This is a genomic window from Pauljensenia sp. UMB3104 (genome assembly GCF_030217285.1).
In the GTDB taxonomy this organism is placed as follows: domain Bacteria; phylum Actinomycetota; class Actinomycetes; order Actinomycetales; family Actinomycetaceae; genus Pauljensenia.
In genome coordinates this window covers 1-25802 of record NZ_JASONN010000027.1, presented here as the reverse complement: position 1 = coordinate 25802, position 25802 = coordinate 1, and the positions used below count along the sequence as shown (strand labels likewise).

19 protein-coding genes and 1 tRNA gene are annotated in these 25802 nt (G+C 67.1%); 13 read left to right on the top strand and 7 right to left on the bottom strand.

Annotated elements, in window-relative coordinates:
- Positions 1–197 precede the first annotated feature (197 nt).
- Genes QP415_RS09760 through QP415_RS09750 form a run of 3 tightly spaced genes read left to right on the top strand, consistent with a single transcriptional unit; the run spans position 198 to position 6660 of the window.
- Entirely contained in the window at positions 198–1592 is a 1395-nt protein-coding gene (locus QP415_RS09760; protein ID WP_285099874.1) for an SWIM zinc finger family protein, read from the top strand.
- Entirely contained in the window at positions 1589–4042 is a 2454-nt protein-coding gene (locus QP415_RS09755) for a DUF6493 family protein (RefSeq protein WP_285099873.1), read from the top strand. Before QP415_RS09760 ends, QP415_RS09755 begins: the two co-directional genes overlap by 4 nt.
- Positions 4039–6660 (top strand): DUF6493 family protein, encoded by a 2622-nt coding sequence (locus QP415_RS09750; RefSeq protein ID WP_285099872.1) that lies wholly within the window; start codon positions 4039–4041, stop codon positions 6658–6660. Before QP415_RS09755 ends, QP415_RS09750 begins: the two co-directional genes overlap by 4 nt.
- A 32-nt stretch (positions 6661–6692) precedes the next feature.
- Here the strand turns inward: QP415_RS09750 and QP415_RS09745 are convergent, their stop codons facing one another.
- From QP415_RS09745 to QP415_RS09735, 3 genes are all read right to left on the bottom strand, one after another.
- Positions 6693–6962 carry a Txe/YoeB family addiction module toxin gene (locus QP415_RS09745; RefSeq protein WP_048677173.1) on the bottom strand — a complete coding sequence of 90 codons (270 nt, stop codon included), beginning with the start codon at positions 6960–6962 and terminating at the stop codon, positions 6693–6695.
- Between the two features lie 2 nt (positions 6963–6964).
- Positions 6965–7234, bottom strand: a complete 270-nt coding sequence (locus tag QP415_RS09740; protein WP_003791869.1) for a type II toxin-antitoxin system Phd/YefM family antitoxin — start codon at positions 7232–7234, stop codon at positions 6965–6967.
- A gap of 116 nt (positions 7235–7350) precedes the next feature.
- Complete coding sequence (locus QP415_RS09735; RefSeq protein ID WP_048677172.1) at positions 7351–8376, bottom strand: DUF1266 domain-containing protein; 1026 nt, start codon at positions 8374–8376, stop codon at positions 7351–7353.
- A gap of 307 nt (positions 8377–8683) precedes the next feature.
- Between QP415_RS09735 and topA the strand changes: the two genes are divergently transcribed.
- The 8 genes from topA to QP415_RS09695 all read left to right on the top strand — a co-directional run bounded on the left by topA (position 8684) and on the right by QP415_RS09695 (position 20180).
- Entirely contained in the window at positions 8684–11443 is a 2760-nt protein-coding gene (gene topA, locus QP415_RS09730) for a type I DNA topoisomerase (protein WP_285099870.1), read from the top strand.
- Complete coding sequence (gene tmk, locus QP415_RS09725) at positions 11443–12291, top strand: dTMP kinase (protein ID WP_285099868.1); 849 nt, start codon at positions 11443–11445, stop codon at positions 12289–12291. The genes topA and tmk overlap by 1 nt, the downstream gene beginning before the upstream one ends.
- Positions 12288–13481 (top strand): DNA polymerase III subunit delta', encoded by a 1194-nt coding sequence (locus tag QP415_RS09720; protein ID WP_285099867.1) that lies wholly within the window; start codon positions 12288–12290, stop codon positions 13479–13481. The genes tmk and QP415_RS09720 overlap by 4 nt, the downstream gene beginning before the upstream one ends.
- A gap of 36 nt (positions 13482–13517) precedes the next feature.
- Entirely contained in the window at positions 13518–15134 is a 1617-nt protein-coding gene (locus QP415_RS09715; RefSeq protein WP_285099865.1) for an alpha/beta hydrolase, read from the top strand.
- Positions 15135–15249: 115 nt separating this feature from the next.
- Positions 15250–15322 (top strand) — tRNA-Thr (locus QP415_RS09710).
- A 1866-nt stretch (positions 15323–17188) separates the two neighbouring features.
- Positions 17189–17659, top strand: coding sequence for a Dps family protein (locus tag QP415_RS09705; protein WP_285099864.1), 471 nt, complete (start codon positions 17189–17191; stop codon positions 17657–17659).
- A gap of 171 nt (positions 17660–17830) precedes the next feature.
- Positions 17831–18904: a ferrochelatase gene (gene hemH / locus QP415_RS09700; RefSeq protein WP_285099862.1), complete on the top strand. Its 1074-nt coding sequence runs from the start codon at positions 17831–17833 to the stop codon at positions 18902–18904.
- 73 nt (positions 18905–18977) lie between these two features.
- On the top strand, positions 18978–20180 hold the full coding sequence (locus QP415_RS09695) for a PLP-dependent transferase (protein WP_285099860.1): 1203 nt from the start codon (positions 18978–18980) through the stop codon (positions 20178–20180).
- 409 nt (positions 20181–20589) lie between these two features.
- Here the strand turns inward: QP415_RS09695 and QP415_RS09690 are convergent, their stop codons facing one another.
- Entirely contained in the window at positions 20590–21834 is a 1245-nt protein-coding gene (locus tag QP415_RS09690; RefSeq protein WP_285099859.1) for a chloride channel protein, read from the bottom strand.
- Entirely contained in the window at positions 21825–22286 is a 462-nt protein-coding gene (locus tag QP415_RS09685) for a MarR family winged helix-turn-helix transcriptional regulator (protein WP_285099858.1), read from the bottom strand. Before QP415_RS09685 ends, QP415_RS09690 begins: the two co-directional genes overlap by 10 nt.
- A gap of 222 nt (positions 22287–22508) precedes the next feature.
- Between QP415_RS09685 and QP415_RS09680 the strand changes: the two genes are divergently transcribed.
- Entirely contained in the window at positions 22509–22838 is a 330-nt protein-coding gene (locus tag QP415_RS09680; protein ID WP_285099857.1) for a histone-like nucleoid-structuring protein Lsr2, read from the top strand.
- Between the two features lie 105 nt (positions 22839–22943).
- On the opposite strand, the gene QP415_RS09675 is transcribed toward QP415_RS09680, so the two are convergent.
- Both QP415_RS09675 and QP415_RS09670 read right to left on the bottom strand, forming a co-directional pair.
- Positions 22944–23435: a DUF3060 domain-containing protein gene (locus QP415_RS09675; RefSeq protein WP_285099855.1), complete on the bottom strand. Its 492-nt coding sequence runs from the start codon at positions 23433–23435 to the stop codon at positions 22944–22946.
- A gap of 48 nt (positions 23436–23483) precedes the next feature.
- Positions 23484–24695, bottom strand: coding sequence for an OmpA family protein (locus QP415_RS09670; protein WP_285099854.1), 1212 nt, complete (start codon positions 24693–24695; stop codon positions 23484–23486).
- 268 nt (positions 24696–24963) lie between these two features.
- Between QP415_RS09670 and QP415_RS09665 the strand changes: the two genes are divergently transcribed.
- Positions 24964–25701, top strand: a complete 738-nt coding sequence (locus tag QP415_RS09665) for a phosphoglyceromutase (protein ID WP_021612715.1) — start codon at positions 24964–24966, stop codon at positions 25699–25701.
- The last annotated feature ends 101 nt before the right edge of the window (positions 25702–25802 follow it).

Sequence of the window (25802 nt, the reverse complement as noted above, 5' to 3'; positions counted from 1 at the left end):
CGTGGGGTGCGTGATCGCGGTGCCGACAATGACGGCGAAGGCGCCGGCCTCGATGGCCGCGGCGCCTCGCTGTATCAGGTGGACTTTGTGGCGTCATTCCAGGGGTGTCGTCAGCGCGGAAACGGGAGTGCACGAGGCCGACTCCAGATGTGGGACCCCTGTGTTAGCCTGACGCCACAATCACGCGAAGGAGCGACATGGACTACGAGCTGGCCTACCGATACGGTGCCCCCTCGCGCCTGGATGAGGGTACGGGGCTCGCGCTGGCCACCTCGGGAGGGTCCACCCCCGAGGGAGAGGCCACGCATCCCTATTTCTTCTCGGGCTTTATGGAGCGTCCCGACGTGGTGGCCGCCGGCCTGCTCGCGGTCGCACGAGTGGCGCGCACCCGCTTCTATGTGCCGCCCGGCATGGTCGTCGCGCCCGGCGGAGGGCTGACACGTATTGGGATGCTCGACCCGGTCGTGACCAGCACGGCCGAGGGCCTGCGCTTCGAGTCCTTCAGCGTCTGCTGCGGTGTGTACGCGCGGCTCGACGTGGAGTCCTCGGCCCTGGATGCCACCCACTGCGCGGTCGGCGTGACCAACGTGGACGTGAACCAGCCGCTGCGTGCTACCCTGGCGTCCCTGCGCGCCGGGGAACCCCTGCATCTGGGTGTCGGCGAGGAGGGGCTGACGGCCACGACTCTGGACGAGGAGGTCACGGAGGAGAAGGTGCCGCTGTCCCTGCGCTGGCTCAAGGGATTCGCGGAGACGCAGATGCTCTCCTCCGCGATGATGCCGCTGCACGCGTTGAATACCTCGCAGGCACGCGCCTTCATCCGAGGCCTGCCCAGGTCCAGCGCGACGGGCACGGTCATGTGGGCGGGGCGGGCCGTGCGCGGTCTGCGCTTGGGGACCCGGCCCGCGCCGGGGGCCGCGTGCGTCGCTGGCCCCGAGCGCCTGCGCGTGTTCGAGCCACTTCTTCATCTCATCACCTCGCTCGAGGCCTACGGGCCTGACGTTGATGCTGGCAGTGAGCCGGTCGCTTCCCTGTGGGTCGCTCGCCTGCCCGGCGCGCGACTGAGCGTGGGGCTCAGCCCCGCCAAGTCGCGCGGCTTCTCGGGGGAGGGGGCGGTCCTGGCGTCCCTGGGGGATCCGCGCGTCGAGGAGGACGCGGATATGCTGTCCGCCCTGCTCTCCTTCGAGCCTCGCATCGACACGCAGCTCATGGCCGCGCGCTCCGGACTGGCCCCCGACCGGGTGGCCGGCGGCCTGGCACTCCTGGCCTCGAGTGGTCAGGTTGGCTTTGACGTCACCGAGGGCGCCTACTTTCACCGTCCTCTGCCTGTGCGTCCCGACGCCCTCACCGCTATGCATCCGCGCCTGGTCGGGGCACGCATGCTCATTGAGCGCGGCGCGGTCACCCACGAGGAGGGGGCGCGCTTCCGTGTCGCCTCGGGTGCAAACCGCTACCGGGTGGAGGTGCCCGCCGACCCTTACGCCATCGGCGAGTACCGCTGCACCTGCCCATGGTGGATGAAACACAGGGGCGGGCGGGGCCCCTGCAAGCACGTCCTCGCCGTCTCCACGCTGATCAAGGAGGATCAATGAGTGAGAAGTCGGATCCGTTCTGGCGGCCAACCACGCTGGATGAATGTGCGGACTTTTGGAGACTGCACCTGTGGACCGAGGCCCACCCAGGCGAGTGGACACTCGATCAGGTCTACGCGCGCATGCTCGAGATCAACGAGGGCCCGCCCACGGCCCATGACCTGGACGTCAGCTCCAGGGTCACCGGTGCTTGGCTCAAGGGGATCGGATTCTTGCGCCTGGCCGAACTGCACGGTGACCTGGCCCTCGACCACGATCAGCGGTACCTGACGGCGCTCATCGGCCTCGAACCCGGACTGCAGCTGCCCCTCATGCGTGCCGATCGGGAGCTGCGTGAGGAGCTGGCGTGGGGGATGCTGCGCCAGGAAGGCAACCGCGGCGTGTCGCTGTCCTCCTCCGACCGTTCTGCCTCGATGGGCTCGGAGCAAACGCCCGGCTGGTCGCGCACGTTCGAAGCGAGCGTCAATGAGGGGCTCATCGAACGTGATCGTCTGCTCGACGCCCTCCTGGAGATGCTGGCGGCCGACCTGCCCTCCGCGCGTGCCGGGTGGTATTCGCGCACCCTGCGCCTGCTCGCCATGACCATTGACGAGGCCGAGGCGCGGCAGTCGACTCTGTGTGCCCTCATGTCGTCTCCCGTCGGGGCAACCGTGACCCTGGCGGTCGGGCACCTGTCCGCCCTCGCCAGGGCTGGTCGCCTCGACCTTGAGCTGTTTGCGCGCAGCTGCGAGGGAGCGCTCATGGGGTCGAAGGCCAACGCACTCGCAGCCTTGACAATCCTGCGCGGTGATCTCGAGGTCCTGAGTCCCGGCGGCATCGAACCCCTGTTGGCGATCGCGCTGTCTTTCCCGCATGCGCAGGTGCAGGCTCTGGCCATCGAGCTGGCGAGTGACGCGCTGCGATCGGGCTTCCTCGACTCCGCAGCGGTCGGCCGCCTCCTGTCGGATGCGGAGTTGGACCCGCTCGTCGCCGATACGATCACCCTCCTCGACCCTGGGCATACGGCGACTGGCCAGACCAGCCCCGGCCTCGTCCCCGAGGAGGACACTGGCGAGCAGGCTCCCGCCGCCTTCCTGCCGCCTCCTCGGGAGGTGACGGACCTGGTTCCCATGAGCGCCGACGACGTGGTTGGTCGGATCGGCGTCCTGGCGCAGGGCGCGCAGATGGGGCTCGAATACGAGCTGCTGCTTGCCTTCCTCGCTTCCCCAGAATTCGACCCGGCCGTGCTGGAATCGTTGCGCCCGCTTGTGCGGCGCCTGACCACGCGCAGATTCGGGTACGAGCGCATGCTCGGAACTCTCCTGCAGATAGCCCTCGATGGGGGAGGGGAGGGCGCGGAGAACCCGCTGGCTGCTGGCACTGCCTGGTTGGAAACGGAAAATATGCCGACCCTTCTGCGAGAGCGCATCATCGAAGTTGCGGGCCTGGTCGAGCGTGGACGGCACTACGACCTCCTGGCCACGCCCACCGACGATCGCGGAGCTGTGAACCCGCTTATCCTCGTGCGCCGTGCTTTGGACAACGGGGCTGCCTCGCCGCTACCCGCCGATCTCACCCAGGCGCTGCTGCGCGTGGACGTCGAGCACCCGGACTGCGCGGCCGCGCTCGCGCTTGTGGAGGAGCGGGAGGCGGAGCTGCCCGCCGCGGCTCGCATCCGTCTCGCCCTTGAAGGGGTGGTGCGCAGACGTGTTGAGGGCTATCTGTCCTCCCTCGCCGTGACGTGGGAAGGGCGCCCCGCCTATGAGTCCGGGAAGCCCAAGGTCGCGCGCGACGGATCGCCGGTCTACGCCTTCTATTTCCCGCGCGTCGTCGGCGCAGATACGGGCGCGACAGGCCCTGAGCTGGGCGCGCTCGCGGATATTGCGAGCGCCTCGGGTGATTTTACTGCTCACCGATATCTCTACCCTGCGTCGGTGCGTCACTTCGCCGTCTGCCTGATCGCCTCGCAGTGGTATGTGCTTGACAGTACGCAGCTGACCGCCGACTGCTACCGGGCCCTGTGCGAGCACGGCGGGCGCTGGGATTCGCTGTCCGCCCAGCTCCTTGGACAGGCGATGGGCGAGCGCGAGGTCGAGTCGCGCGCGCTCGGCGTCGAGGCCCTGGCCGCCTTGGTGGCGCGCGGTGACCTCGTCTTCGACCAGGTTGTGTCTGGTTTCGAGGCCGTGGCGCACACCGTGAAACTGAACCGGTGGGCGCAGGCCTTCGGGGATCTGGGGGACGTGGACCCCCGCCTCGCGCTGGATCTGGCGCTCACGCTGCTGCCCGCGCTCGAGCGAGGGCGCACGGGCATCGGGCAGTTGCTGGGCGTCGTTACTGCACAGTACGCACGGGCGCAGGCCGAGGGATGGGCACCGCCGCTCGGCGAGGAGTGTATCGGCTGGCTCGGCCTTTTCCGAGGGTCCTCACAGGCGGCCAAGTATGCGCACACGCTGAAGGAGATGGGCCAATGACCACCTCCATGACACTGGCCGATCGCCGCGCGGCCCTCAAGCGCCTCCTCACCGCCGGGGAGAGCGCCATCGACGCCTACGAGCGGGTGCTGGAGGGGGCCTCGGAGAAGGATCGGCGCTCTCTTGTTAAGTCCGTGCCCTTCGCGCGCCTCGTCCCGCCCGTCGTCGAGTGGGAGTGGGACGCAGTCCCAGAGGACACGGTGCGTCTGTGCGTTTTTCTGCGCGCCGCCCTGGCCGGGAGCGACGACGCCGGTGATGACTACGGAGCCCGTTGGTCGGGCCGCCGCGGCGGCGACCCGCGCGAGGGAGCGGACCTGGAGCGTCTGCTCGCCGCCCACAGGCGCGGCGCGGCTGGGCGGAGCAGTGAGTGGCTCGAGGAGGCAGCCGGGAGCCCCGGCGGCGTTGCCTTCTGGCACACCTACCGCTCCCTCCTGGCCGAGCGTGGAGTGTATCTGACCACCGCGCCCTCCCTGGAGTACTTCGCGCGCAGGATCATTCCCGCGCCTCACCCCACCTCGGATGAGACGCAGCGCTTCTTCGAGGAGAACCCGACCTTCCTGGACCATGAGTTCTGGGAGTTCTTCCGCGTCGAGGGTGCCCTGCCCGGCTCGGCGCTCTTCGTGTGGATGTACCGCGAGGACCCCTCCGCGCCCGGCGGTGACTTCGAGCGCCTGCACAGCCACGACCTCGTCCGCTACATGGCGACGCGCTTCCCGCATCTGCGGCCCCGTATCCTCTCCGAGTGTCTGGCCGCCCAGAGGCGCGACTTCTCCGCCTATAACGCCCGCGTCTTCTCGCGGGCCTGGGAGGCGCTCGAACCGACGCGCGAGGAAAGGCTCGCGGCGGCCGCGGACCTCATCGCCCTGCTCGGGGCCGAGCCCTCGTCCACGGTGTCCCTGGCACAGAAGGCTCTCCTTGGCCTCGTTGGAGAGCTCACGGTAGAGCAGGCGGGCGCGCTCGTGCAGGCCAGCGCGCAGGTCCTCGCCCGCTCTGAGAAGAAGCTGCAGCGCGCACACCTGCGCCTGCTCGCCGCCCTCGTCAAGGCTCATCCCGGGTGCGCGGCCGCCGTCAGCGACGTCGTGGGTGCCGCCGAGTTCCCCCTCGACCTGCGAGACCGCGTCGCCGCGCTCGTCCCGGCTTCCGCTCCGTCCGGGGACCCTGACGGTTCCGGGGACGGTGGGGACGAGGCCGGGGCCGGGCCTGCGGGGTCGGCCGCCCCCGGTGCAACCGCCCGGGGACGTGAACCCGGGGAGGGGGCCCAGGCCTCGTGGATGTTCCCGGACGCCCCCGCCGCGGACTTGCCGCGCACGTCGCACACCGTCGAGCTGCCCGCCGATAACGACGTGGCCGTCGCGGCGCTGCACGCCCTCTTCGAGGACGCGTCCGCGGGCGCCGCCCTGCCCGCGCTCCTGACGCGCATCAGCGGTGAGGGTATCGAGCTGGCGGAGGCCGACAAGACGCTGCTCGCCAGGTACTGGCGCAGCGCCCCCAACTGGAAGGGTGCCAACCAGCTGTCCTACCTGGCCTCGCGGCTCCTGCGCGACGTGGATGTGAAGGACGCGCCCGAGGCTGGGCACTTCCGCGGCTACCTGCGCAAGGGCAGCGAGTGGGAGCAACACCGAGGCCCGGTTGCGCTCCTCCACGAGCAGCTGCGTGTCGCCTGCGGTGACAAGCCCTACGACAAGCCGAACGGTCAGGACATGTACCGCTTCGACCCGATCCTGACCGAGCCGCTCGAACCTATGGAGGTGCAATGGGAGCGGCAGATCATCCGCGCTCCCTACCAGAAGCCGGTGAGCGTTGTACACGGCGAGTACACCAAGACGGATGACATGCACGAGACGTGGGCGATCCCCGGGCAAACCCTGGCAACCGGCGAGGACTCGCTGGCGGGTGCCCTCGCCAACGTCGCGGGGGTGGCTCCCGAGTTCACCGGGCGGCTTCTGGAATCCGGGGACTACCGGTCGAGCGGCGTCGCCTACGCGTGGGCTGCCTGGGCCCTCCAGCACAACCCGGACATTCTGGCCGCCCACGCGATGCCTGTCCTCCAGGGTGCGTTCTTCAAGTTCCCGCAGGTCATCACCGCCTTCGAGGTCATCGTGCGCGCGCTGGGAGAGGGATGGCGGACGCCGGGTTCCCCCACCTACTCGGCCCTGGCGTGGGCGTCCACGGCCGCGCAGGCACACTACAGGGCCATCGCCGCCGAGGCCATCGCACGCCTCGCCGACACCGGGCGGTACGACCCGGCTGCCATGGCTGAGGAGATCGGCTACCTGCTGCGCAACGGGTGGTTCGGTCCCGGGCGGGTCACCCAGACGCTGAGCGACTGCGCGTCCGTTTCTGCCCTGGCAGGCTACCGCGTCGCGCAGACCATCGCCGCCCTGCTGCCGTCGCTCGTTGGCATCCGGGGTGCGAATCGTATGGTCGAGGCCCTGGTGGCGCTCGCGGGCGACTATGGCATGAGGGTGAGCGTGCCCGAGGAGCTGCGCCCAAAGATGAAAGGGGCGAGTACGCTCGCCAAGGCGCTGCGGGCGCTCGACGCGCTGCCTGATGCCCCGACTGATCTCGCGCGCGAGGCGGCTGAGGCGCTCGGCGCCGTGCGAGCACAGCGGGGGTAGATGAGCGACGGGTGTCTCAGGTGCGTAGGTTGCTACTGGCCGTAGTGGAAGCGGCAGGAGATGATCCAGAGGGCTTTGCCGTCGTCGCTGATCTGGTAGATCAGGCGGTGCCGTGAGTCGATCCGGCGTGACCAGTACCCGGAGAACTCGTAGTGGAGGGGCTCAGGCTTGCCGATCCCCTCGTTCCCGTTGCGCTGAATGTCCTTGATGAGGGCGTTGATGCGCTTGAGGGTCTTGCGATCCTCGAACTGCCACCAGACGTAGTCGTTCCAGGCGTGTGGGGTCCACAAGACTTTGAGCATCGTTAGTTCTCCTCGTCAGGGATGTCGATGAGATCGTGCTCCTCGAGGTTGCCATGTCGCAGCTGCGCGATCGATTCGCGCAGGTGGCGGGCGTTCGCGGGGGACTGCATGAGGTAGACGGTCTCCATGAGGGACTCGTACTCGTCGAGGGCCATGATGACGACGCTTTCGTGACCCTGTCGGGTGATGACGATTTCCTCGCGGTCGTTGACGACCTGGTCGAGGACCTCGGCGTAGCGTGCGCGCGACTCGGTGTAGGTCATGATCTTCATGGGTGCTCCTCTGCTCGCCTATGTACAGAACATTGTACAGGGTGTGAGGGTGCGTGTCTCCGGTCTGCTGATGTGCGCGCTCTCAACCAGCCCATCCAACCTTCGACGCGGCGTCGCTACTGGACGATCGGCTTGCCGCCGATGGACATGGGGGCGCGGGTGCGTGCGTGCGCATCCAGGTACTGCTCCCACGCCGACGCGTAGCGCCACGCCGAGGGTTGCAGCAGTCGCAGCGCACCCATGTCGGCGAGCGCATCGAGCAGCAGGAAACGGGTCGTCGGGTAGGGGGCGTCCCACGGGATCGCCGTCCACAGGCCCGACGCGCCGAGGAGGAACTCGCCTCGGTTACGGTCATGCAGGTCGTTGGCCGCGGTCTGCACGTCTCCCTCGGCGGCCCACAGCCAGCGGGTCGTGCGGTAGGCCTCCCAGGCCTCGTCCCACGAGGAATACGAGTGCTGTAGCGCGCGGTTGATGAGAGCGAAGGTATCCCAGGCCTCGTCCTCACTGAGCCAGCCGAGGCCCGCGCCCGCGCGCGTCAGATTCGCCGCGCGCAGGAAATCCCACGCGGCGAAATCCAGGGTCTGAATGCCGCGGTCGTTGTCCAAGAAACGGCGGATACGCCAGCGGCTCTCCCAGTCCTCCATCGACGAGTCGGCAGTCTTGCTCAGGCGCGCGATCTCGGACTCGGCCCACGACTTCTTCTGGCAGCGCTCGCGCAGCGACGCGAAACCCTCGCGTTGCCCCGCGCGCAGGAGTGAATACAGCTGGCGGATGAGTCCCTCGCGGTCCGTGATCCCCCAGTCGTGCTCCATCATGGTTTTCGTGGCCTCCGGGGCCGACAGCGCAAGCTCGTTGACCGGGTCGCCGTTACACAGCGCGTACACCATGGACGGGGCGAGCAGGCGCGCCCGAGGGTCGGTCGCCATGTCCTCGCGTTTGCCGTGGACCTTCGGGGTGTGGTGCTCGTTGAGCTTGTTCCAGTCCTTCTCCTTGCCGGCCTTGCGCACGTCGCGCGGCGCGGGAACGGCGCCCTTCGCGCGCGCGGCCGCCTGCTTGACGTAGTGATTCAGCAGGAGTACGACGACGCACCCGATGGCGAACCACACGGGGAAGGGGATACCGGACAGGAAACTCACGTTCACGATTCTGCCCGATGACGTGCCCGTCACACAAACGATGGGTGTCGCGGGGATACGGCACGAGGCCGGGGCTTCCCCCTATGTATAGGTATCGCCGGATGAGCCCACCGGCGCCTCGCCCGGGCGCGCCCGCGCGCGAGAATCCGCCACGGCCTCGTCAATGTCAAACCCGGGCGGCGTGAGACGCGCGGAAGCGGCACCGGTACCCAGATGTGGGTGGGACGCGGTAAGGTCCATCCCAGATGCCTCGCCGGGTGAACCGCGGGTGAGGGTGCTACAAATACTGGGGAAGCGACGGAAGGGACCGGCAATGTCAGCGACGAAGCTCGTGATCGTGGAGTCTCCTGCGAAGGCGGCCACCATCGAGGGATACCTGGGTCCCGACTACCACGTGACCGCCTCGATCGGCCACATCCGCGACCTCCCGCAGCCTTCCGAGCTGCCCAAGGACATGAAGAAGGGGCCGTTCGGCCGCTTCGCCGTCAACGTGGATGATGGCTTTAAGCCCTACTACGTGGTGAACCCGGATAAGAAGAAAAAGGTCACCGAACTCAAGAAGCTCCTCAAGGAGTCCGACGAACTCTATCTGGCAACTGATGAGGACCGCGAGGGTGAAGCCATCGCGTGGCACCTCCTGCAGGTCCTGAAGCCGAAGGTTCCCGTGCGCCGCATGGTGTTCCACGAAATCACGAAGGAAGCGATCCAGCGCGCCCTGGAGAACACGCGCGACCTGGACACCGACCTCGTGGACGCGCAGGAGACTCGCCGCATCCTCGACCGCCTCTACGGCTACGAGGTCTCGCCCCTCCTGTGGCGCAAGATCCGCCCGTCCCTGTCGGCTGGCCGCGTGCAGTCGGTGGCCACGCGCCTCGTGGTCGCCCGCGAACGTGACCGCATGGCGCACGTGAGCGCCCAGTACTGGTCAATCGACACGGCGTTCACGTCGGCGGGCCAGGCCTTCGGCGCGCGCGTCTCCTCCGTGGACGGCCACGCCATCGCGACCGGCTCCGACTTTTCCGAGAAGGGCGAGCTGAGCGCGAAGGCCGTCAAGGCCGGCGTCCTCCATCTGGACGAGGCCACGGCCCGCTCGTACGCCCGCGCGCTGTCGGACGCCCCGGCCTCGGTCATCGACTCGGTGACCCGCAAGCCCTACCGTCGCCGCCCGGCCGCCCCCTTCACGACGTCGACCCTCCAGCAGGAGGCGTCGCGCAAGCTGCACTGGAACGCGTCCTCGACGATGCGCACCGCCCAGTCCCTCTACGAGTCCGGTTACATCACCTACATGCGTACCGACTCCACGGCGCTGTCCAGCCAGGCGATCCACGCCGCCCGCGAGCAGGCCACCCAGCTCTACGGGGCCGAGGCCGTGGCTGAGTCCCCGCGCCTGTACGGCACCACGTCGAAGGGAGCCCAGGAGGCGCACGAGGCGATCCGACCCGCCGGCGATCATTTCCGCACGCCGGGCGAGGTGGCTGGTTCCCTGTCGAAGCAGCAGCTGGCCCTGTACGACCTGATCTGGAAGCGCACGGTCGCCTCGCAGATGGCCGACGCGCTCGGCTACACGGCGACGATCCGCGTGCTCACCGGCATTGAGGTCGACGGTGCGCGCCACGACGTGCTGTCCTCGGCCTCGGGCACGGTTATCACCTCCCCGGGCTTCCGCCTGGCCTACCAGGAGGGCCGCGACCAGGGCCGTTACGACGCGGAAAAGAACGACGCGGAGAAGACCCTGCCGGACGTCGCCGAGGGTGATCCCGCGACGCTGACCGAGGCCACCCCGGACGGCCACGAGACCCAGCCTCCGGGCCGCTACACGGAGGCAACGCTGGTCAAGACCATGGAGGATCTCGGCATCGGCCGTCCCTCCACCTACGCGGCCACCATCCAGACGATCGGGGACCGCGGGTACGTGACGCACCGCGGCCAGTACCTGGTGCCCACGTGGCTGGCCTTCTCTGTGACGCGCCTGCTCGAGGAGAACCTGGCGAACCTGGTCGACTACGACTTCACGGCCTCGATGGAGGGCGACCTGGACCGTATCGCCGCGGGCGAGGAGAACGGCACGGAGTTCCTGACCGGCTTCTTCTTCGGCCCCGACGGCACGGGTGAGAATGGCGGCCTGCGCCACGACGTCGCCTCCCTCGGCGACGACATCGACGCGCGCGCCGTCAACTCGATCGACTTGGGTCGCGGCGTGACGCTGCGCGTGGGCCGTTACGGGCCCTACATGGAAAAGGCCGACGGGACGCGCGCGAACGTGCCGCCGGAGGTCGCCCCCGACGAGCTGACGGATGAGCTGATCGATCAGCTCTTCTCCCGCGCCGCCGACGACGGCCGCGAGCTGGGCGTCGACCCCGCGACCGGCCACACGATCATCGTCAAGGACGGCCGCTACGGCCCCTACGTCACCGAGGTCCTGCCCGAGGCGTCTGAGGGCGCCGAGGAGGGCGCGAAGAAGACGAAGAAGAGCGCCGTCAAGCCTCGCACTGCCTCGCTGTTCAAGACCATGGACATCGCCACCGTCACCCTCGAGGATGCGCTGAATCTGCTGTCCCTGCCCCGCGAGGTGGGCACGGACCCGGCCTCGGGCGAGGTCATCACCGCGCAGAACGGCCGCTACGGCCCCTACCTGAAGAAGGGTACGGACTCGCGCACGCTGGCCTCCGAGGATCAGCTGCTCACGATCACTCTGGACGAGGCCCTGGCCATCTATGCCCAGCCCAAGACCCGCGGCCGTGGCACGGCCCGCCCGCCGCTGCGCGAGTTTGGCGAGGACCCGATCTCGGGCAAGAAGGTCACCGTCAAGGACGGCCGTTTCGGCCCCTACGTGACGGACGGCGAGACCAACGTGACGGTGCCGCGCGCCGAGACGGTCGAGGACCTCACGGCCGAGCGCGCCTACGAGCTGTTGGCAGATAAGCGCGCCAAGGGCCCGGCCCCCAAGCGCACGCGCAAGACGGCCGCGAAGAAGACGACGGCCAAGAAGACGACGGCCAAGAAGACGACGGCGAAGAAGACCACCGCGAAGAAGACGGCCACCAAGAAGGCCGCGACGAAGAAGGACAGCTGATGGCAGCGCGAGGAGTGTTCATCACCTTCGAAGGTGGCGACGGCTCGGGGAAGTCCACGCAGATCCAGTCGGTGCGCGACTGGTTTGAGAGCCGTGGCCGCGAGGTCGTCGTCACCCGCGAGCCGGGCGGCACCGAGCTGGGCACGGAGATCCGTCGCCTCGTGCAAAACGGCCCCGAAGACGTCGACGCGCGCACGGAGGCCCTCCTGTACGCGGCTGACCGCGCCTATCACGTCGCCACGGTTATTGCCCCCGCCCTCGAACGCGGCGCGGTCGTGCTGGGGGATCGCTACATTGACTCTTCCCTGGCCTACCAGGGCGCGGCCCGCTCCCTCGGCGTGGACGAGATCGCCTCGCTGAGCGCGTGGGCGACCCGCGGCCTCTACCCGTCCCTGACCTTCCTCCTGGACCTGCCCCCGGAGGTCGGTGCGCGCCGCCGCACCGACGCCCCGGACCGCATGGAGCGCGAGTCCATGGACTTCCACGAGCGCGTGCGCCACGAGTACCTGCGCCTCGCGGACGCCGAGCCCGACCGCTTCGTCGTCATCGACGCGGTAGGCACGGTCGACGAGGTCTTCTCCGAGATCCGCGGCGTCCTCGTCGAGCGCTTCGAGGGCGGGGTCGTCACCATCGACGAGGCCTCCGACTCTGTTCCCGCGCCCGCTCGGGACACCCCGGCCTCGTCCTCATCTGAGGTGCCCGCTGCGTCTGAAACATCCGCAGCGCCTGAGACTGATCGTGACTCTGAGAAGCAGCGTCAGAAGAACGCGGACAAGGGCAGCGCCCGCAAGCCCGCCACCATGGTGGGAGCCCTGGGCGAATCCCAGGGCGCGCTCTGGGATGAATGATGAGCGTCTGGTCCTCGCTGGTCGGGCAGGAAGCGGCGGTCGCTAAGCTCTCCGAGGCTGCTGCCTCCGCTCGCGCGATCGTCGCCTCCCGCGGTGGCGCGCACGACTCCGACGACGCGCGTTCCATGAGCCACGCGTGGCTCATCACGGGCCCTCCCGGCTCGGGTCGCTCCGTCGCTGCGCGCGCCTTCGCGGCAGCCCTGCAGTGCACGGGCGAGACCGTGGGGTGTGGCCACTGCGCCGGATGTCGCACGACGATGGGCCGCACGAACGCCGACGTCGTCTTCGCCGCCACCGAGACCTCGATCATTAACGTGGAGACCGCGCGTTCCCTCGTGCTGCAGGCGCAGTCCTCGCCCTCCCAGGGGCTGTGGCGCGTCATCGTCGTCGAGGACGCGGACCGCCTCGGCGAATCCGGCGCGAACGCCCTGCTCAAGGCCATCGAGGAGCCGCCCGAGCACACCGTGTGGCTGCTGTGCGCCCCCAGCCCCGAGGACATGATCGCCACGATCCGCTCGCGCTGCCGCCACCTCGGCCTGCGTATCCCGACTGCCAGCGCGGTCGCCGACCTGCTCGTGCGCGAGGGCGTCGCTACCCCCGAGGTCGCTCTCGAGGCCGCGCGCGCCGCCCAGTCTCACATCGGCCTGGCGCGCGCGCTCGCCCGCGACCCCCAGATGCGTGAACGCCGCCGCGCCATCATCACCGCCCCCGCGTCCGTGCGCAGCGTCGGCGAGGCCGTCATGGCCGCCGACCGCCTCCTCGAGACCGCGAAAGCCCAGGCCGACGCTCAAGTCAGCGAACGCAACGCCCGCGAAAAGGCCGAACTGATGCGCCAGCTCGGCATGGACGAAGGCGAGAGCGCCACCAAGGCCTCGCGCACGATGATCCGCCAGCTCGAGGAAGACCAGAAGCGCCGCTCCAAGCGCGCGCTCACCGACGCGATCGACCGCGCCCTCATCGACCTGCTCGCGATCTACCGCGACGTCCTCATGGTCCAAGTGGGCGGGGACGGCGAACTCATCAACACGGATCTGGCCGACCTGGTGGGCCAGATTGCCCGCGATTCCACGCCCCGCCAGACCCTCGCGCGCGTCGAGCACATCGAAACCGCTCGCAAGCGCCTCGTGTCGAACGGAAACCCCCTGCTGGTCCTCGAAGACATGGCGATTTCGTTGCGCCCCCAGGCGTGAAAACTGACCCGGCGTTTCTCCGTTACAATCGGGGCCATGAAGACTCGCTCCATCGCGGCCGGCGCCGTCGCTATCCTCGCCGTCGTCGCGATCGTCCTGACCGTCATCGGCTACTACGGAACCCAGCGCAAGGGTCCGGTACCCCAGACGACGGCCACCTCCTCGTCCGCCCCGATCCCGGTCCAGTCGGGCTCCGCCCAGTCCTACTACGAGCAGCAGATCTCCTGGGGCGCGTGCGCGCAGGGAACCTTTGACTCCTACCAGGGCGTCGACTCCTCCGACGCGAGCGAGTACCAGTGCGCGTTCCTGAAGGCACCCCTCGACTGGTCCAACCCCGACGGCGACCAGATCACCCTCGCGCTCGCCATCCACCGCTCCGGCGTGGACGGCGCGCCCGCCCTCTTCATTAACCCGGGCGGCCCCGGTGGCGCCGTCGTCTCCGCGCTGCCCTACTACGCGGCGCAGGGAATCGGCGAGGCCATCGTTAAGTCCTACGACATCGTCGCCCTCGACCCGCGAGGAGTCGGCGACTCGACCCCCGTCTTCTGCATGACCGACGCGGAGAAGGACGAACGTAACGCCGGCGAAGACGAGGACATCGACACCGGCGACGAATCCCCCCAGTCCGCGGTCGCAGCCGCCCAGGAGGACTCGCGCACCGTCGCGGCGGGCTGCCGCGAACACTCCGGTAGCCTGTTCGAACACATCGACACCGTCAGCGCAGCCCGCGACTTCGACATGGTGCGAGCCGTCCTCGGCCAGGAGACGCTCAACCTCCTCGGCTACTCCTACGGCACCTTCCTCGGCGCCACCTACGCCGGGCTCTTCCCGGAGCGCGTCGGCCGCTTCGTCCTCGACGGTGCCCTCGACCCCACCCTCAGCGTGAACGAGGTCTCGGCCCTCCAGATGCGCGGCCTGGACGCCTCCCTCCAACACTGGATCTCCGACTGCGCCACCCAGTCCACCTGCCCGATGGGACGCAGCCTCGACGAGGGCATCCAGACCGTGCGCTCCTTCCTCGACTCCCTCGAAGACAGTCCGATGTCCACGCACGACCCCGCGCGTCCCCTCACCGAGAACCTGGCCGTCACCGCGCTGACCGGCGCCATGTACAACACCCAATGGTGGCCGCAGCTGACCCAGGCGTTTGGCATGGCGTGGCAGAAGGGGGACGGCAGCGGGCTGCTGGCCATCGCCGACACCCTCAACTCGCGCAACCCCGACGGCACCTACCAGGACAACTCCACGGACGCCATCAACGCGATCAACAACCTGGACTACACGCCCGAAGGAAACATCGACCAGTGGGCCGCGCAGGTCGCGACCCTCAAGAGTGAACTGCCGATCCTCGGCAAGTACGTGGGCTACCCGTCGGCCGCCCTCGAGGCCTGGCCGACGAAGCATGCTAAGCGCTCGCGCATTACCGCCCAGGGCGCCGCCCCCATCGTCGTCATCGGTACCACCCACGACCCGGCGACCCCCTACTCCATGGCACAGGGCCTGTCCGGGCAGCTTTCCAGCGGCGTTCTCGTCACCGTCGAAGGATGGAACCACACCGCGTACCGTCGCGGCGCCAACCAGTGCGTCACACGCGCCGTCGAGGAGTACTTCGTGAAGGGGACCGTCCCCGCCGACGGCCTCATGTGCCAGTAGAGACGTGACCCACGACATCCCGTTGTGGGGTGTCCTGGTTTGCGCTCGGCGCGATGTGTCCAGTAGAGTTGTGCCGTTGCCTGCACGCCCCGGAGACGGTGGAACGGCAGGCGCGGCCGCCTTAGCTCAGTCGGCAGAGCGATTCACTCGTAATGAATAGGTCGTGGGTTCGATTCCCACAGGCGGCTCAGATGCGCCCACCCGGTAACGGGTGGGCGTTTTCGTATGCGCGTGTGGTGTTGCGGTGTTGGTTGTGGATTGTGGCACCGCTGGTGTTCCGGGTGCTGCTTGTGTGTTTGGGCCGGGCTGCTTTGTGCGCCCGTGGGCGGCGGCCCGCCCGCGAGATCGCCACACGCGAGCCTTCGGCTCGGAGTGATCGATCTTGAAGCCCGGCCAGGCCCTGCCGTCGCCCACGGGCACCGCTGCCTGGCCTGGCCCACCAATCTCTTCGGTGCCCTCCACACCGGCGGCGCCTGCGGCGCTGTGTGTGGTGGCGCGTCGTCTCGAAGCCCGGAATTTCAACGATTACATGTCGAAGTGTGAAGTGTGCGCGGGGGAATGTTTGCGAATATGTGCTGAGCAGGCCTTGCCGCCGTCTGAGCAATTTCGCACGTAATTCCCGTCTCGCTGTTTCAAACGTTGAATTAGTATCGTTGGAATTGCAACGTTTTCGCGAGGTCTCAAAAAATGACCGAGATAAATTACGTGCGAAATTTGTCTGGCGTTAGCCCCGCCAACCGATGCTGGCCCTGCGAACCGGCCGCAGCCTGCGCCGCGGCCGGGTCCTGTGGTTCCTCCGGTGCCTTCTGCTTCATACCTGTGGTGCCTGGAGTGTTGTTGTGTTGGCTAGCTCGATCTCTGCCTTGCGTTCGGTACAAAATTCTCCCTGCTTGGCTTCTTGGTGGTGAGAACGGTATAAAATTCTCCCTGCATGCAGAACAAGCGCGAAATTGGGCCATTTCGGGCGAGCAGGGAGAATTTTGTACCGGACATGCGGTGAGAAGGGGAGTGCGGGGAGAGTTTTGTACCGGAGGGGCCCGGTGCGGTTCTTGTTGGGAGAGTTGTGTTGTGCTCTCGCATAGTCTTTGTGCCGGTTGGTGGGCTTATGGCAGTGCCCTGGCGCTGCTCATGGGCACTGCGGCTGGGCTCTCCGGGTCCTCCGGTGCCCTCCATACCAGTTGGGTCGGGTCGCTGATGGGTAGTGCACTGGAGGGCCTACGTCTGCACGCGCGAAAAAGTTCTCCCTACGTCGCTGTTAGATCGTGAAAGCGCGAAAAAGTTCGCCCTGTGCGCTCAAAATGGCCCAAATTCGACGTTTTTACGCGTGCTGGGCGAGTTATTTCGCGGAAGAGCCGCCGGAGGGGCCGTGCCGGGCGAACTTTTTCGCGGAAATGCCACTGGAGGGGCGGTGTTGGGCGAACTTTTTCGCGCCGACCGGTGCTGTGCCCAGGACTTGTAGTCGATGCGGCGCACTTCAGGTTGGTGGCGGTGGGGGTTTTGCACTACACGAAGCCTTCTTGCGGCGTGTCGCCGGCGTGTCGAACCCCCGTGTAGTGCAATTCCCCCCGACTGGCGGCGGCGCGGCCGCGGTTTGCGGTGGTGGGGCGCCCGAACCGCAGACCACCTCGGTGAAAAACGCTGACAACGGGCTGCTAGTGGTGAAGTGGTCTGCGTTTTGGGCGAATCGGCACCCGCGAGGTGTGTTGTGCGCGTGAGAGGGGTTTGTTGAAGCTTCGGTTGCATATCGGCGCGTTGCGCCGTCGTGCTCCTGTAGGTCTCACGGCCCAAATGTCGGCCCCCAACCGCAGGAGGCAACCGTGGCCTCGGGCAAGATTGGTTAGGCGAACCTGGCCCGGAAAACGTAAGCGTCAATGACGATAAAACGCTGAAATCCGAGGAATATTCCCTCACAGCAACGAGATAGTGAAACATTTGACTAAAGGGCTGTTAGCACTAGAAATCGCGGGACTAAAGGACCAAGATGGATGTGTCTGAAGGGCATAGCCCCACAAGGGCAAGCCCCGTACCGAATACACATGCAGAGGAGAAACAACATGACCGTTGAGTCCACCGGCTTCAAGGCTTCCGACGTTCTCGCAGGCAACCTGCAGAAGGTCCTCACCGACGTGACCGCTCTGTCCCTCGTGGGCAAGCAGCTGCACTGGAACATCACCGGCGACGGCTTCCGCTCGCTGCACCTGTTCCTGGACGACGTCGTTGACATCGCCCGCGAGGCCTCCGACGAGATCGCTGAGCGCATGCGCGCCCTCCAGGTCGTCCCCAACGGCCTGCCCGAGGTCGTCGCCCAGCGCAACACCCTGCCGACCATCCCCGAGACCATCATCAAGACCGATGATGCCGAGGAGCTCGCCGTCGCCGCCATCAACGCGACCGTCGGCACCATGCGCGACGTGCACGAGAAGGTCGACGCCGAGGACTCCGCCTCCGCCGACATCCTCAACGACTACATCCGTCGTCTCGAGCAGCAGGCGTGGTTCATCCGTTCGCAGAACGGCCAGGCCTGAGCCTGACTCCTCCGTGAGGAGGACGCGAGTCGCCTAGGCTCGCATCAAACAACGTGGGGTGCCCCGCCTCTTGCAGGCGGGGCACCCTTGTGCGTGCAAGCAGTGCCAACGCGCCCCGGGAGGTGACACAGCGTCAGCGACATGGCAGAACGCGAACATTAGGCTGGTGGCGTGACGAACTCCCAGGACGTAGCAGCCACCACCTCGACCTCGATCCGCGTGCAGACCGGCGCAGCGCAGACCGGCGAAATGCACACCGGCGAAGCCCGCCCCGCCCTCGTCCTCGTCAACCTGGGGACGCCGACCGCTCCCGAGCCCGGCCCGGTGCGTGCATTCCTGCGCGAGTTCCTCTCCGACCGCCGCGTCATTGAGATAAGCCCGCTCCTGTGGAAGCCCATCCTGGAGGGCATCATCCTGCGCGTGCGCCCGCGCGAGGTCTCCCACAAGTACCGCAGCATCTGGATGGACCAGGGCTCGCCGCTCATGCACTACACCCGCGAGCAGGCCCGCCTCCTCGGCGAGCGCCTGCCGGGTGTGCGCGTCGAGGTCGCGATGCGCTACGGACAGCCTTCGATCGGCTCGGTTCTGGACCGCCTGCATGCGCAGGGTGTGCGCCGGGTGGCGATCCTGCCGGCCTACCCGCAGTACGCGGCCTCGACGGTGGCGACGATCAACGACGCGGTCGCGCAGTGGATCGGGCGCAACCGCGACGGATTCGAGCTGCGCCTGCACCGTTCCTTCCCCGCGGCCCCCGCGTACATCGACGCGCTCGCGACCGCCCTCGAGCGCCATTGGGAGCGCGTGGGCCGCCCGAACTTCCTGACGGGGGACCGCGTCGTCGTGTCCTTCCACTCGATTCCGGTCGCCATGGACGAGGCCGGGGACCCCTACCGTGCCGAGTGCCGTCGCACGGTCGCCGCCCTCGAGTCTCGCCTGGGCCTGGCGATGGGGTCTCTGACGGCCACCTTCCAGTCGGTGTTTGGCCGCGCCGAGTGGCTGGGCCCGCAGACGATCGAGGAGATGGCCGAGCTGGGTGCCGCGAAGTGCCCGCGCGTGGACGTCATCTGCCCGGGCTTCATGGCGGATTGCCTGGAGACGCTCGAGGAGATCGACCAGCTCAACCGCGAGACCTTCGTCGAGGCCGGGGGAGGGGACTTCCACTACGTGGCGTGGGGCAATGACTCCGAGGGTGCGGTCGCGTCGCTGGAGGAGCAGGCGCGCATCGCGCTGGCCGGCTGGGTGTAGGCGCGCGCTGTCACAATTGACCGCCGAACGAAACCCTCCGGCGGATGCGGCCCCGGCCTCGTAGCGTGGAGGCATGAGCACGCCTGACTGTACGACCTTCTCCACGCTGGCCATCCACGCCGGGTTCGACCCGGACCCCATCACGGGTGACGTGGTGCCTCCGATTCACGTCGCATCGACGTTCGTGCAGGATCGGCCCGGCGAGCTGCGAGAAGGCTATGAGTACGGGCGCTGCGGCAACCCGACGACCAACGCGTTCGCGGGCGCGCTCGCGGCCCTGGAGGGGGCGACGCACGGCTTCGCGTTCCCGTCGGGCATGAGTGCCGAGGACACGGTGATCCGCCTGCTGGCACGCCCCGGCGACCACGTCGTGCATTCGACAGACGTGTACGGCGGCACCCACAAGCTCCTCAGCGTCATCAAGCCCGCCGAGGGCATCACCTCCGAGGCTGTGGACCTTACCGACCTGGCCGAGGCCGAGCGGGTGATTCGTGGGTCGCGCCCGCAGATCGTGTGGGTGGAGACGCCCTCGAACCCGTTCCTGCTGGTCACGGATATCGCTGCGATTGCGGCCCTCACGCACGAGGTCGGCGGCCTGCTGATCGTGGACAACACTTTTGCGACGCCGGTCCTGCAGCGTCCCCTCGAGCTGGGCGCGGACGTCGTCGTGCACTCCACGACCAAGTACGTGGGCGGCCACTCCGACGTGGTCGGCGGTGCGTTCATCCTGCGCGATGGCCTGGAGCTGCCCGCGCACGTCGAGCCCTTCTTCGGCGAGCGCAACGGCGCCGCCGAGGCCGTCAAGCTGCAGATGGCCCTCGGGCACGTGCCCTCCCCGCGCGACACGTACCTGGCCCACCGCGGCCTCAAGACGCTGGCGCTGCGCGTGGAGCGCCACTGCGCGAACGCGCAGAGGGTTGCCGAGTTCCTGGAGTCCCACCCCAAGGTGAGCGCGGTCCACTATCCGGGGCTGGCCTCGGACCCTGGCTACGAGCTGGCGCGCAGGCAGAACCCGGCCGGCGTGGGAGGAGTGCTCTCCTTCCAGGTCGCCACCGAGGAGGCGGCGATCGAGCTGACGACGCGCACGCGCATCTTTGCCCTGGCTGCCTCACTGGGTGCGCCGGAGTCCCTCATCGAGCACCCGGCGATCATGACCCATTCGACGCGCGTGGGCGGCGTGGGGGGCGTGCCCGGCACGCTCCTGCGCCTGGCGGTCGGCCTGGAGGACGCGCAGGATCTGATTGCGGACTTGGATCAGGCGCTCGCTCAGATCTGATGCCTTTCTGGCGTCTCTCTGGCGTCTCTCTGGTGTCTCTCTGGTGTCGCTCCGACGTCTCCGATGTCTTGGGTTCCCCACAAATCTCGCACGTAATTTAACTCGGTCAGTTTTTGAGTGCGCCCAGAAACGTTGCAATTCCGGGCATGTCATTTCAAAACTCGAAGTATTGGTCGACGAATTACGTGCGACTTTGAGGGTGGGGACGAGGCCGGGGTGGCTCGGGAGCCGAACGAGTGCCCACGCGGATAGGTAACAAACATCCGGATAGGTAACAAACATCCGGATAGGTAACAAACATTCGGATAGGTAACAAACATCAGGATAGCTTAATAACCTATCCGGATGCGCTTAAGCTATCCGGATGCGAACAACCTATCCGGATGTACACAGCGACTGTCAGAGGCGGCTATGGTTGGCGGCCCAGTGAAGCCCGGCGGCTCAGCCAGCTTGCGGCGGCCGTCGCGCCACCGACGGCGAGGACCGCGGGAACGAGGATCGTGGCGCCCTGGCCGGTGAACTCGATGACCAGGATGAGCCCCGTGAAGGGCGCCTTCATGGAGGCACCAAGGAACGCTGCCGCGCCGATGAACGCGAAGGCGGCGATCTCGGAACCCGGCCACGCGGTCGCCCACGGCAGCCCGATGACGGCCCCCAATCCCGCGCCGAGAGCGACTGCGGGGGTGAGGACGCCGCCCCAGCCTCCCGCGCCGATCGTCAGGAACGTGGTGGCCGTCTTGGCGAGGAGGACCAACAGCGCGAACGCGAGGCCCGCGCCGGCCGCCCACGTCGCATCGAACTGCGTCTGCGCGCTGGCCTGCCCGTTGCCGAGCACCGACGGAATGCGTGTGGAGACCAGGCCGACGACGACGAACGCGAGCGGCAGGGTGATGAGGATGCGCCAGTCGCGCGGTCGGATCGCGCCGGTGCGTGCGACGGCCTCTTTAAAGACCCATCCCGCGGCGCCGAGCACCGGCCCCATGAGCGCGCCGAAGACCGTCAATGACAGCGACGGCGTGAGGGTGGGGACCGTGTAGAAGAAGGCCGGCCTCGTGAATCCCGTGGAGACGAGGACCGCGATCCCCGAGGTGATGAGCGCGGGGGCGACGGCGCGCGCGGACAGGGAGACGAGGAGGATCTCGAGCGTGTAGATCGCGCCCGACAGGGGGATCGAGTAGACCGCGGCCAGGCCCGCGCCCGCCGCGCAGGCGACGATGATGCGGCGATCCTTGGGGGTGAGGCCGAGCCGGTCGGCGACGGCCGCGCTGAAGGCGGCGGCCATTTCGCGCGGTGCGACCTCGCGTCCGACGGATGCTCCCAAGCTCACGATGACGATCTGAGTGAGGGCATGCCAGGAAGCGCGCAGGGGAGGCATGGGTGTGCCGTCGACCGCGGCCGACACGGAGGTGATGGCCTTATCGCGGCGGAACAGCAGGAACCAGGAAAGGGCGCCGATCAGCCCGCCGATGGTGAGAATGAGGATGCGGCGGGTGGGGGAGGCGGTGCTCGCGGCTTCGAGCAGCGTGCCTGCGTCCATGTCCCAGGCGAGAGCCTGAATCCAGTGAAGGATGTGCTTACACGTGAGGCCGACGAGGCCAGCAACCAGCCCTGTGAGGAGGGTCGCGACCGCGAGGCGGCGCGTGCTCACGGACATGGCGTGTCGGAGTCGAGGCGCTCGCTCACGCGCGAGAACAGGCCGGTGAGCATGTCGATCTCCTCGGGCGTGATGTCGTTGAGGAACAGGCGGCGGATGACGTCGCGCTGGACCAGGGCGGCCTCGTCGAAGAGGGTCTTGCCGGCTGGCGTCAGGGAGACGAGGCCTCCGCGGCCATCCCCCTCGCACGGGCGGCGCTCGATGAGGCCGCGGGATTCGAGGCGCTTCATCGTATGCGTGAGGCGTGAGCGCGAGAAAACAACCTGGTGAGCGAGGCGGGAGGGGCGGATGCCTTCCTCGCCGGCGCGGTCGGTCATGAGCAGCACGGAGTATTCGGGCATCGACAGACCCGCCTGGCACTTGAGGGCGGCTTCGATGCGTTCGGTGAGGCGAGCCGTCGTGGTGAAGTAGAGCTCCCAGGCCGCCGCTCGGGGGTGGTGTGCTCTGCTCACGGTTTCTCCTCGTTCGGTGCTGCTTCTTGGTGAGGCCGAACAGGCCTCGGGCTGCCTACGAGTATAACTTTCAATTAGTCAGATCAATAAATCGGTGCAGTGTACGTCACGTTCGATTTAAATTTTCTGTTGACAATTCCGCTCAATTGTGAGTTACCCTAATTGTAGTGAATGAGGCATTTTATTAATTCCGACTCTCATTTCCCTGAAAGGAACGACATCGTGAAGAAGACGAAGAAGATTGTGGAAGTCGTCGATGATTTCGACGGCACCCCCGCCGACCAGACCGTCCGTTTTGCATTCAACGGCGCGTCCTATGAAATTGACCTGAACCGCGCTCATTTCGAGGAATTTGCCGAAGCAATTCAGCCGTACATCAAGGCTGGCCGTAAGACGGGTTCGACCCGTCGCCGCGGCAATGCGGGCAACCCCACTCAGCGCCTCGAGAACGTTAAGATTCGTGCGTGGGCGAAGGAAAATGGGCACAACGTGTCCGAGCGTGGACGTATTCCCGCTGAGGTTGTTGAGGAATACCGCAAGGCTCAGGCCTGACATTAGTCATACAAATTGTGGGTATGCAGTGCGCGTACCCACAATTTGTATTCATGCAGTGAGGGTGGTGCGCATCAAGCGCACCACCCTCACTCGTGCACAGCGTCAGCCCTTGGTGACGGCGTTATTCGCGCCCGAGTCGGCGCCGGTCTGCGGGGCGTTGCCCTCCTCGTACTGAACCGAGTTGTTGGAGCCCGTGAAGGACACCTTCTGGACGGACTTCACGGCGATGGCGTTCGCGGAGCCGTTGACGGTGATCTCGGAGACGGCCTCGCCCTCGATGTGGTTGTTCGAGCCGTTGATGACGACGGTCTTGGTGCCCGCGGGGATCTCGACGTGCGTGTTGGACTCGTCGATCGTGAAGGTGCCGGCGGCGTCGGACTTGCCGGAGTCCTTGGAGGTGTCCGACTTGCCGGAGTCGCTGGATGCGTCGGTCTTGGTGTCCGTGCTCGGGTTGCTCGAGGCCTCGGGGGCGGACGAAGCCGCGGGGGCGGAGGAGTCGCCGCCGGACACGTTGGCGGTCTGGGAGCAGCCGGTGAGGGCCATGGTGGCGACGGCGAGAGCGGCCGCAGCGGGAAGGAGGGACTTCAGGGACATGGTGTCTCCTTTTCGTTGATCGGTCGTAGGTAAGCCCTAGTTGGGGTACTAGAAGGCGGGGATGAAGATTTCGACGCGGCGGTTGAGCGCGCGACCCGAGGGGTTGTCGGAACCGTCGGCGTTCTCGTTGGGAGCCACCGGCTTGGACTCGCCGTAGCCGGTCGCGTCCAGGGTGGAGCTCACGCCATCCTTCTTCAGTTCGGCCACGACGGCGTCCGCGCGCTCCTGGGAGAGTTGCAGGTTGAAGGCCTCGTCCGAGACGGAGTCGGTGTGTCCGTAGACGTGGGCCGCGGGGACCTTGTTGCTGGAAAGCACGGTCGCGAGCGACTTGATCGTCTGGGCGGCCTCGGGACGGATGTCGGACTTGCCGAAGTCGAAGAGGACGCCATCTTCGAGGGTGATGACGGTGCCGCAGGATTCCACGGGCTTCAGGTTGGCGACGGGCGGGAACTTGCCGAGCTTGCCGAGCTTGTCGACCTTCGGGGCGTCCTTCACTTCCTTGCCGTTGACGGTCGCGGTGCCGTCGCCGTTGTTCTGGATCGTCAGCTTGTCGTCCGAGTAGCTGCCGGTGCCGTCGCCGTTGTTGATGATGGTGACGGTGCCCTTGGAGTACACGCCGGAGCCGTCGCTTTCGACGGTGATGGTTTCCGAGGTGGAGGAGTTGGAGTAGTTGCCGGCGCCCTGGCCGTCCAGGACGATGCTCGTGGTGGGGGTGGAGTAGGTGCCGGAGCCGTCGGTGCTCACGACGAGGGACACCATCGTGTCGGCGTTGGAGTAGGTGCCGGAGCCGTCGCCGCCGTAGATGATCGAGATCGGGCCCTCGGTGATCGTGCCGCCGCCCTGGCCGTCGTTGACGACGGTGCCGTTGTCCGAGGAGGAGACGACCGAGCCGTCGCCGCCGAAGACGGTGGAGCCGGACACGAGGGAGGTGCCGTCGCACTTGGCGGGCGAGATGGTCACGCCGGGGACGGTGTTGAGGGACTTGGAAGCGGAGTCGACGATGGCCTTATCGGCGTTGGAGGCGAAGACGTCGACGGAGGGAACAGAGAACAGGGGGATGGCCGGGATTTCGCCGGGGCGGTATCCGGACACGGTCGGGACGGACGAGGCCGTGGCCGACTGGGTGGCCGCCGGGGTCGTCGGGTCCGCGGCGGGGGATGCATCGGTGGCCTGGGGCTTCGAGGAGCCGCAGGCGCCGAGGGCGAGAGCGGTCGCAGCGATGAGAGTGGAGGCTGCCAGGGTGCGTCGTGTGATGTTCATGAAGTTAACCGTACGGGAAAATACGAGGGGCGCACACTGTTCCGGTAATCATGTAAAACCGCGGAATGTCAAGGATGTCAGGGGTAAATGTCGGGTGAGTCAGGGGTGAATCAGGGTATGCCCGGGGTCTGAGTCTGATTGAGGGCGCGCGGCTTGCGGGTGAGTTGGGCGGGAAGGTGAGCCGTGAGGTGGAGAAGTGTCCAAGCTGTGGCGTGATCAACCCCACGGGATGTATGAGGGGTGCCTCCACCTGTGGAAGAATGGAGACATGAGCTACAAACTGGTGCTGCTCCGCCACGGCGAGAGCGAATGGAATGCAAAGAACCTCTTCACCGGTTGGGTGGATGTTCCGCTGTCGGACAAGGGCCGCGCGGAGGCTACCCACGGTGGTGAGCTCCTCAAGGAATCCGGCGTTCTCCCGGATCTCCTGTTCACGTCGATGCTGCGTCGCGCCATCATGACCGCGAACCTGGCTCTCGACGCCGCCGATCGCCACTGGATCCCCGTTGAGCGCAACTGGCGCCTCAACGAGCGTCACTACGGTGCGCTCCAGGGCAAGAACAAGAAGGAAATCCGCGACGAGTACGGCGAGGAGCAGTTCATGCTGTGGCGCCGTTCCTTCGACGTGGCTCCGCCCGCCATCGAGGCTGGCTCCGAGTTCTCGCAGGATCAGGATCCCCGCTACGCCGGTGAGCCTGTTCCGATGAGCGAGTGCCTCAAGGACGTCATCGCGCGTCTGCTGCCCTACTGGGACGAGGCCATCGTTCCCGCGATCAAGACCGGCAAGACCGTCATGATCGCCGCGCACGGCAACTCCCTGCGCGCCATCGTCAAGCACCTGGATGAGATCTCCGACGAGGACATCGCCGGCGTCAACATCCCCACCGGTATTCCGCTGGTGTACGAGCTCGACGAGGAGACCCTCAAGCCCATCAAGAAGGGCGGCACCTACCTGGATCCCGAGGCCGAGGCGAAGATCGCCGCGGTCGCCAACCAGGGCAAGTGACCCACGCCAAGCCCCGGCCTCGTTGTGAACTGCGCCCCGAAACTTGGACGCGTTTAATGGTAGCCGTTATGCGGCTTCCTGTAGGGCCTGATCCCGGTATT

Coding starts and splice junctions, on each gene's coding strand:
- QP415_RS09740 (WP_003791869.1), bottom strand. CDS start 7,234: ATGAAGATCATGACCTACACCGAGTCGCGCGCACGCTACGCCGAGGTC.
- QP415_RS09705 (WP_285099864.1), top strand. CDS start 17,189: ATGACCGTTGAGTCCACCGGCTTCAAGGCTTCCGACGTTCTCGCAGGC.
- QP415_RS09715 (WP_285099865.1), top strand. CDS start 13,518: ATGAAGACTCGCTCCATCGCGGCCGGCGCCGTCGCTATCCTCGCCGTC.
- QP415_RS09750 (WP_285099872.1), top strand. CDS start 4,039: ATGACCACCTCCATGACACTGGCCGATCGCCGCGCGGCCCTCAAGCGC.
- QP415_RS09755 (WP_285099873.1), top strand. CDS start 1,589: ATGAGTGAGAAGTCGGATCCGTTCTGGCGGCCAACCACGCTGGATGAA.
- QP415_RS09760 (WP_285099874.1), top strand. CDS start 198: ATGGACTACGAGCTGGCCTACCGATACGGTGCCCCCTCGCGCCTGGAT.
- QP415_RS09675 (WP_285099855.1), bottom strand. CDS start 23,435: ATGTCCCTGAAGTCCCTCCTTCCCGCTGCGGCCGCTCTCGCCGTCGCC.
- topA (WP_285099870.1), top strand. CDS start 8,684: ATGTCAGCGACGAAGCTCGTGATCGTGGAGTCTCCTGCGAAGGCGGCC.
- QP415_RS09690 (WP_285099859.1), bottom strand. CDS start 21,834: ATGTCCGTGAGCACGCGCCGCCTCGCGGTCGCGACCCTCCTCACAGGG.
- QP415_RS09745 (WP_048677173.1), bottom strand. CDS start 6,962: ATGCTCAAAGTCTTGTGGACCCCACACGCCTGGAACGACTACGTCTGG.
- QP415_RS09720 (WP_285099867.1), top strand. CDS start 12,288: ATGATGAGCGTCTGGTCCTCGCTGGTCGGGCAGGAAGCGGCGGTCGCT.
- tmk (WP_285099868.1), top strand. CDS start 11,443: ATGGCAGCGCGAGGAGTGTTCATCACCTTCGAAGGTGGCGACGGCTCG.
- QP415_RS09665 (WP_021612715.1), top strand. CDS start 24,964: ATGAGCTACAAACTGGTGCTGCTCCGCCACGGCGAGAGCGAATGGAAT.
- QP415_RS09695 (WP_285099860.1), top strand. CDS start 18,978: ATGAGCACGCCTGACTGTACGACCTTCTCCACGCTGGCCATCCACGCC.
- QP415_RS09670 (WP_285099854.1), bottom strand. CDS start 24,695: ATGAACATCACACGACGCACCCTGGCAGCCTCCACTCTCATCGCTGCG.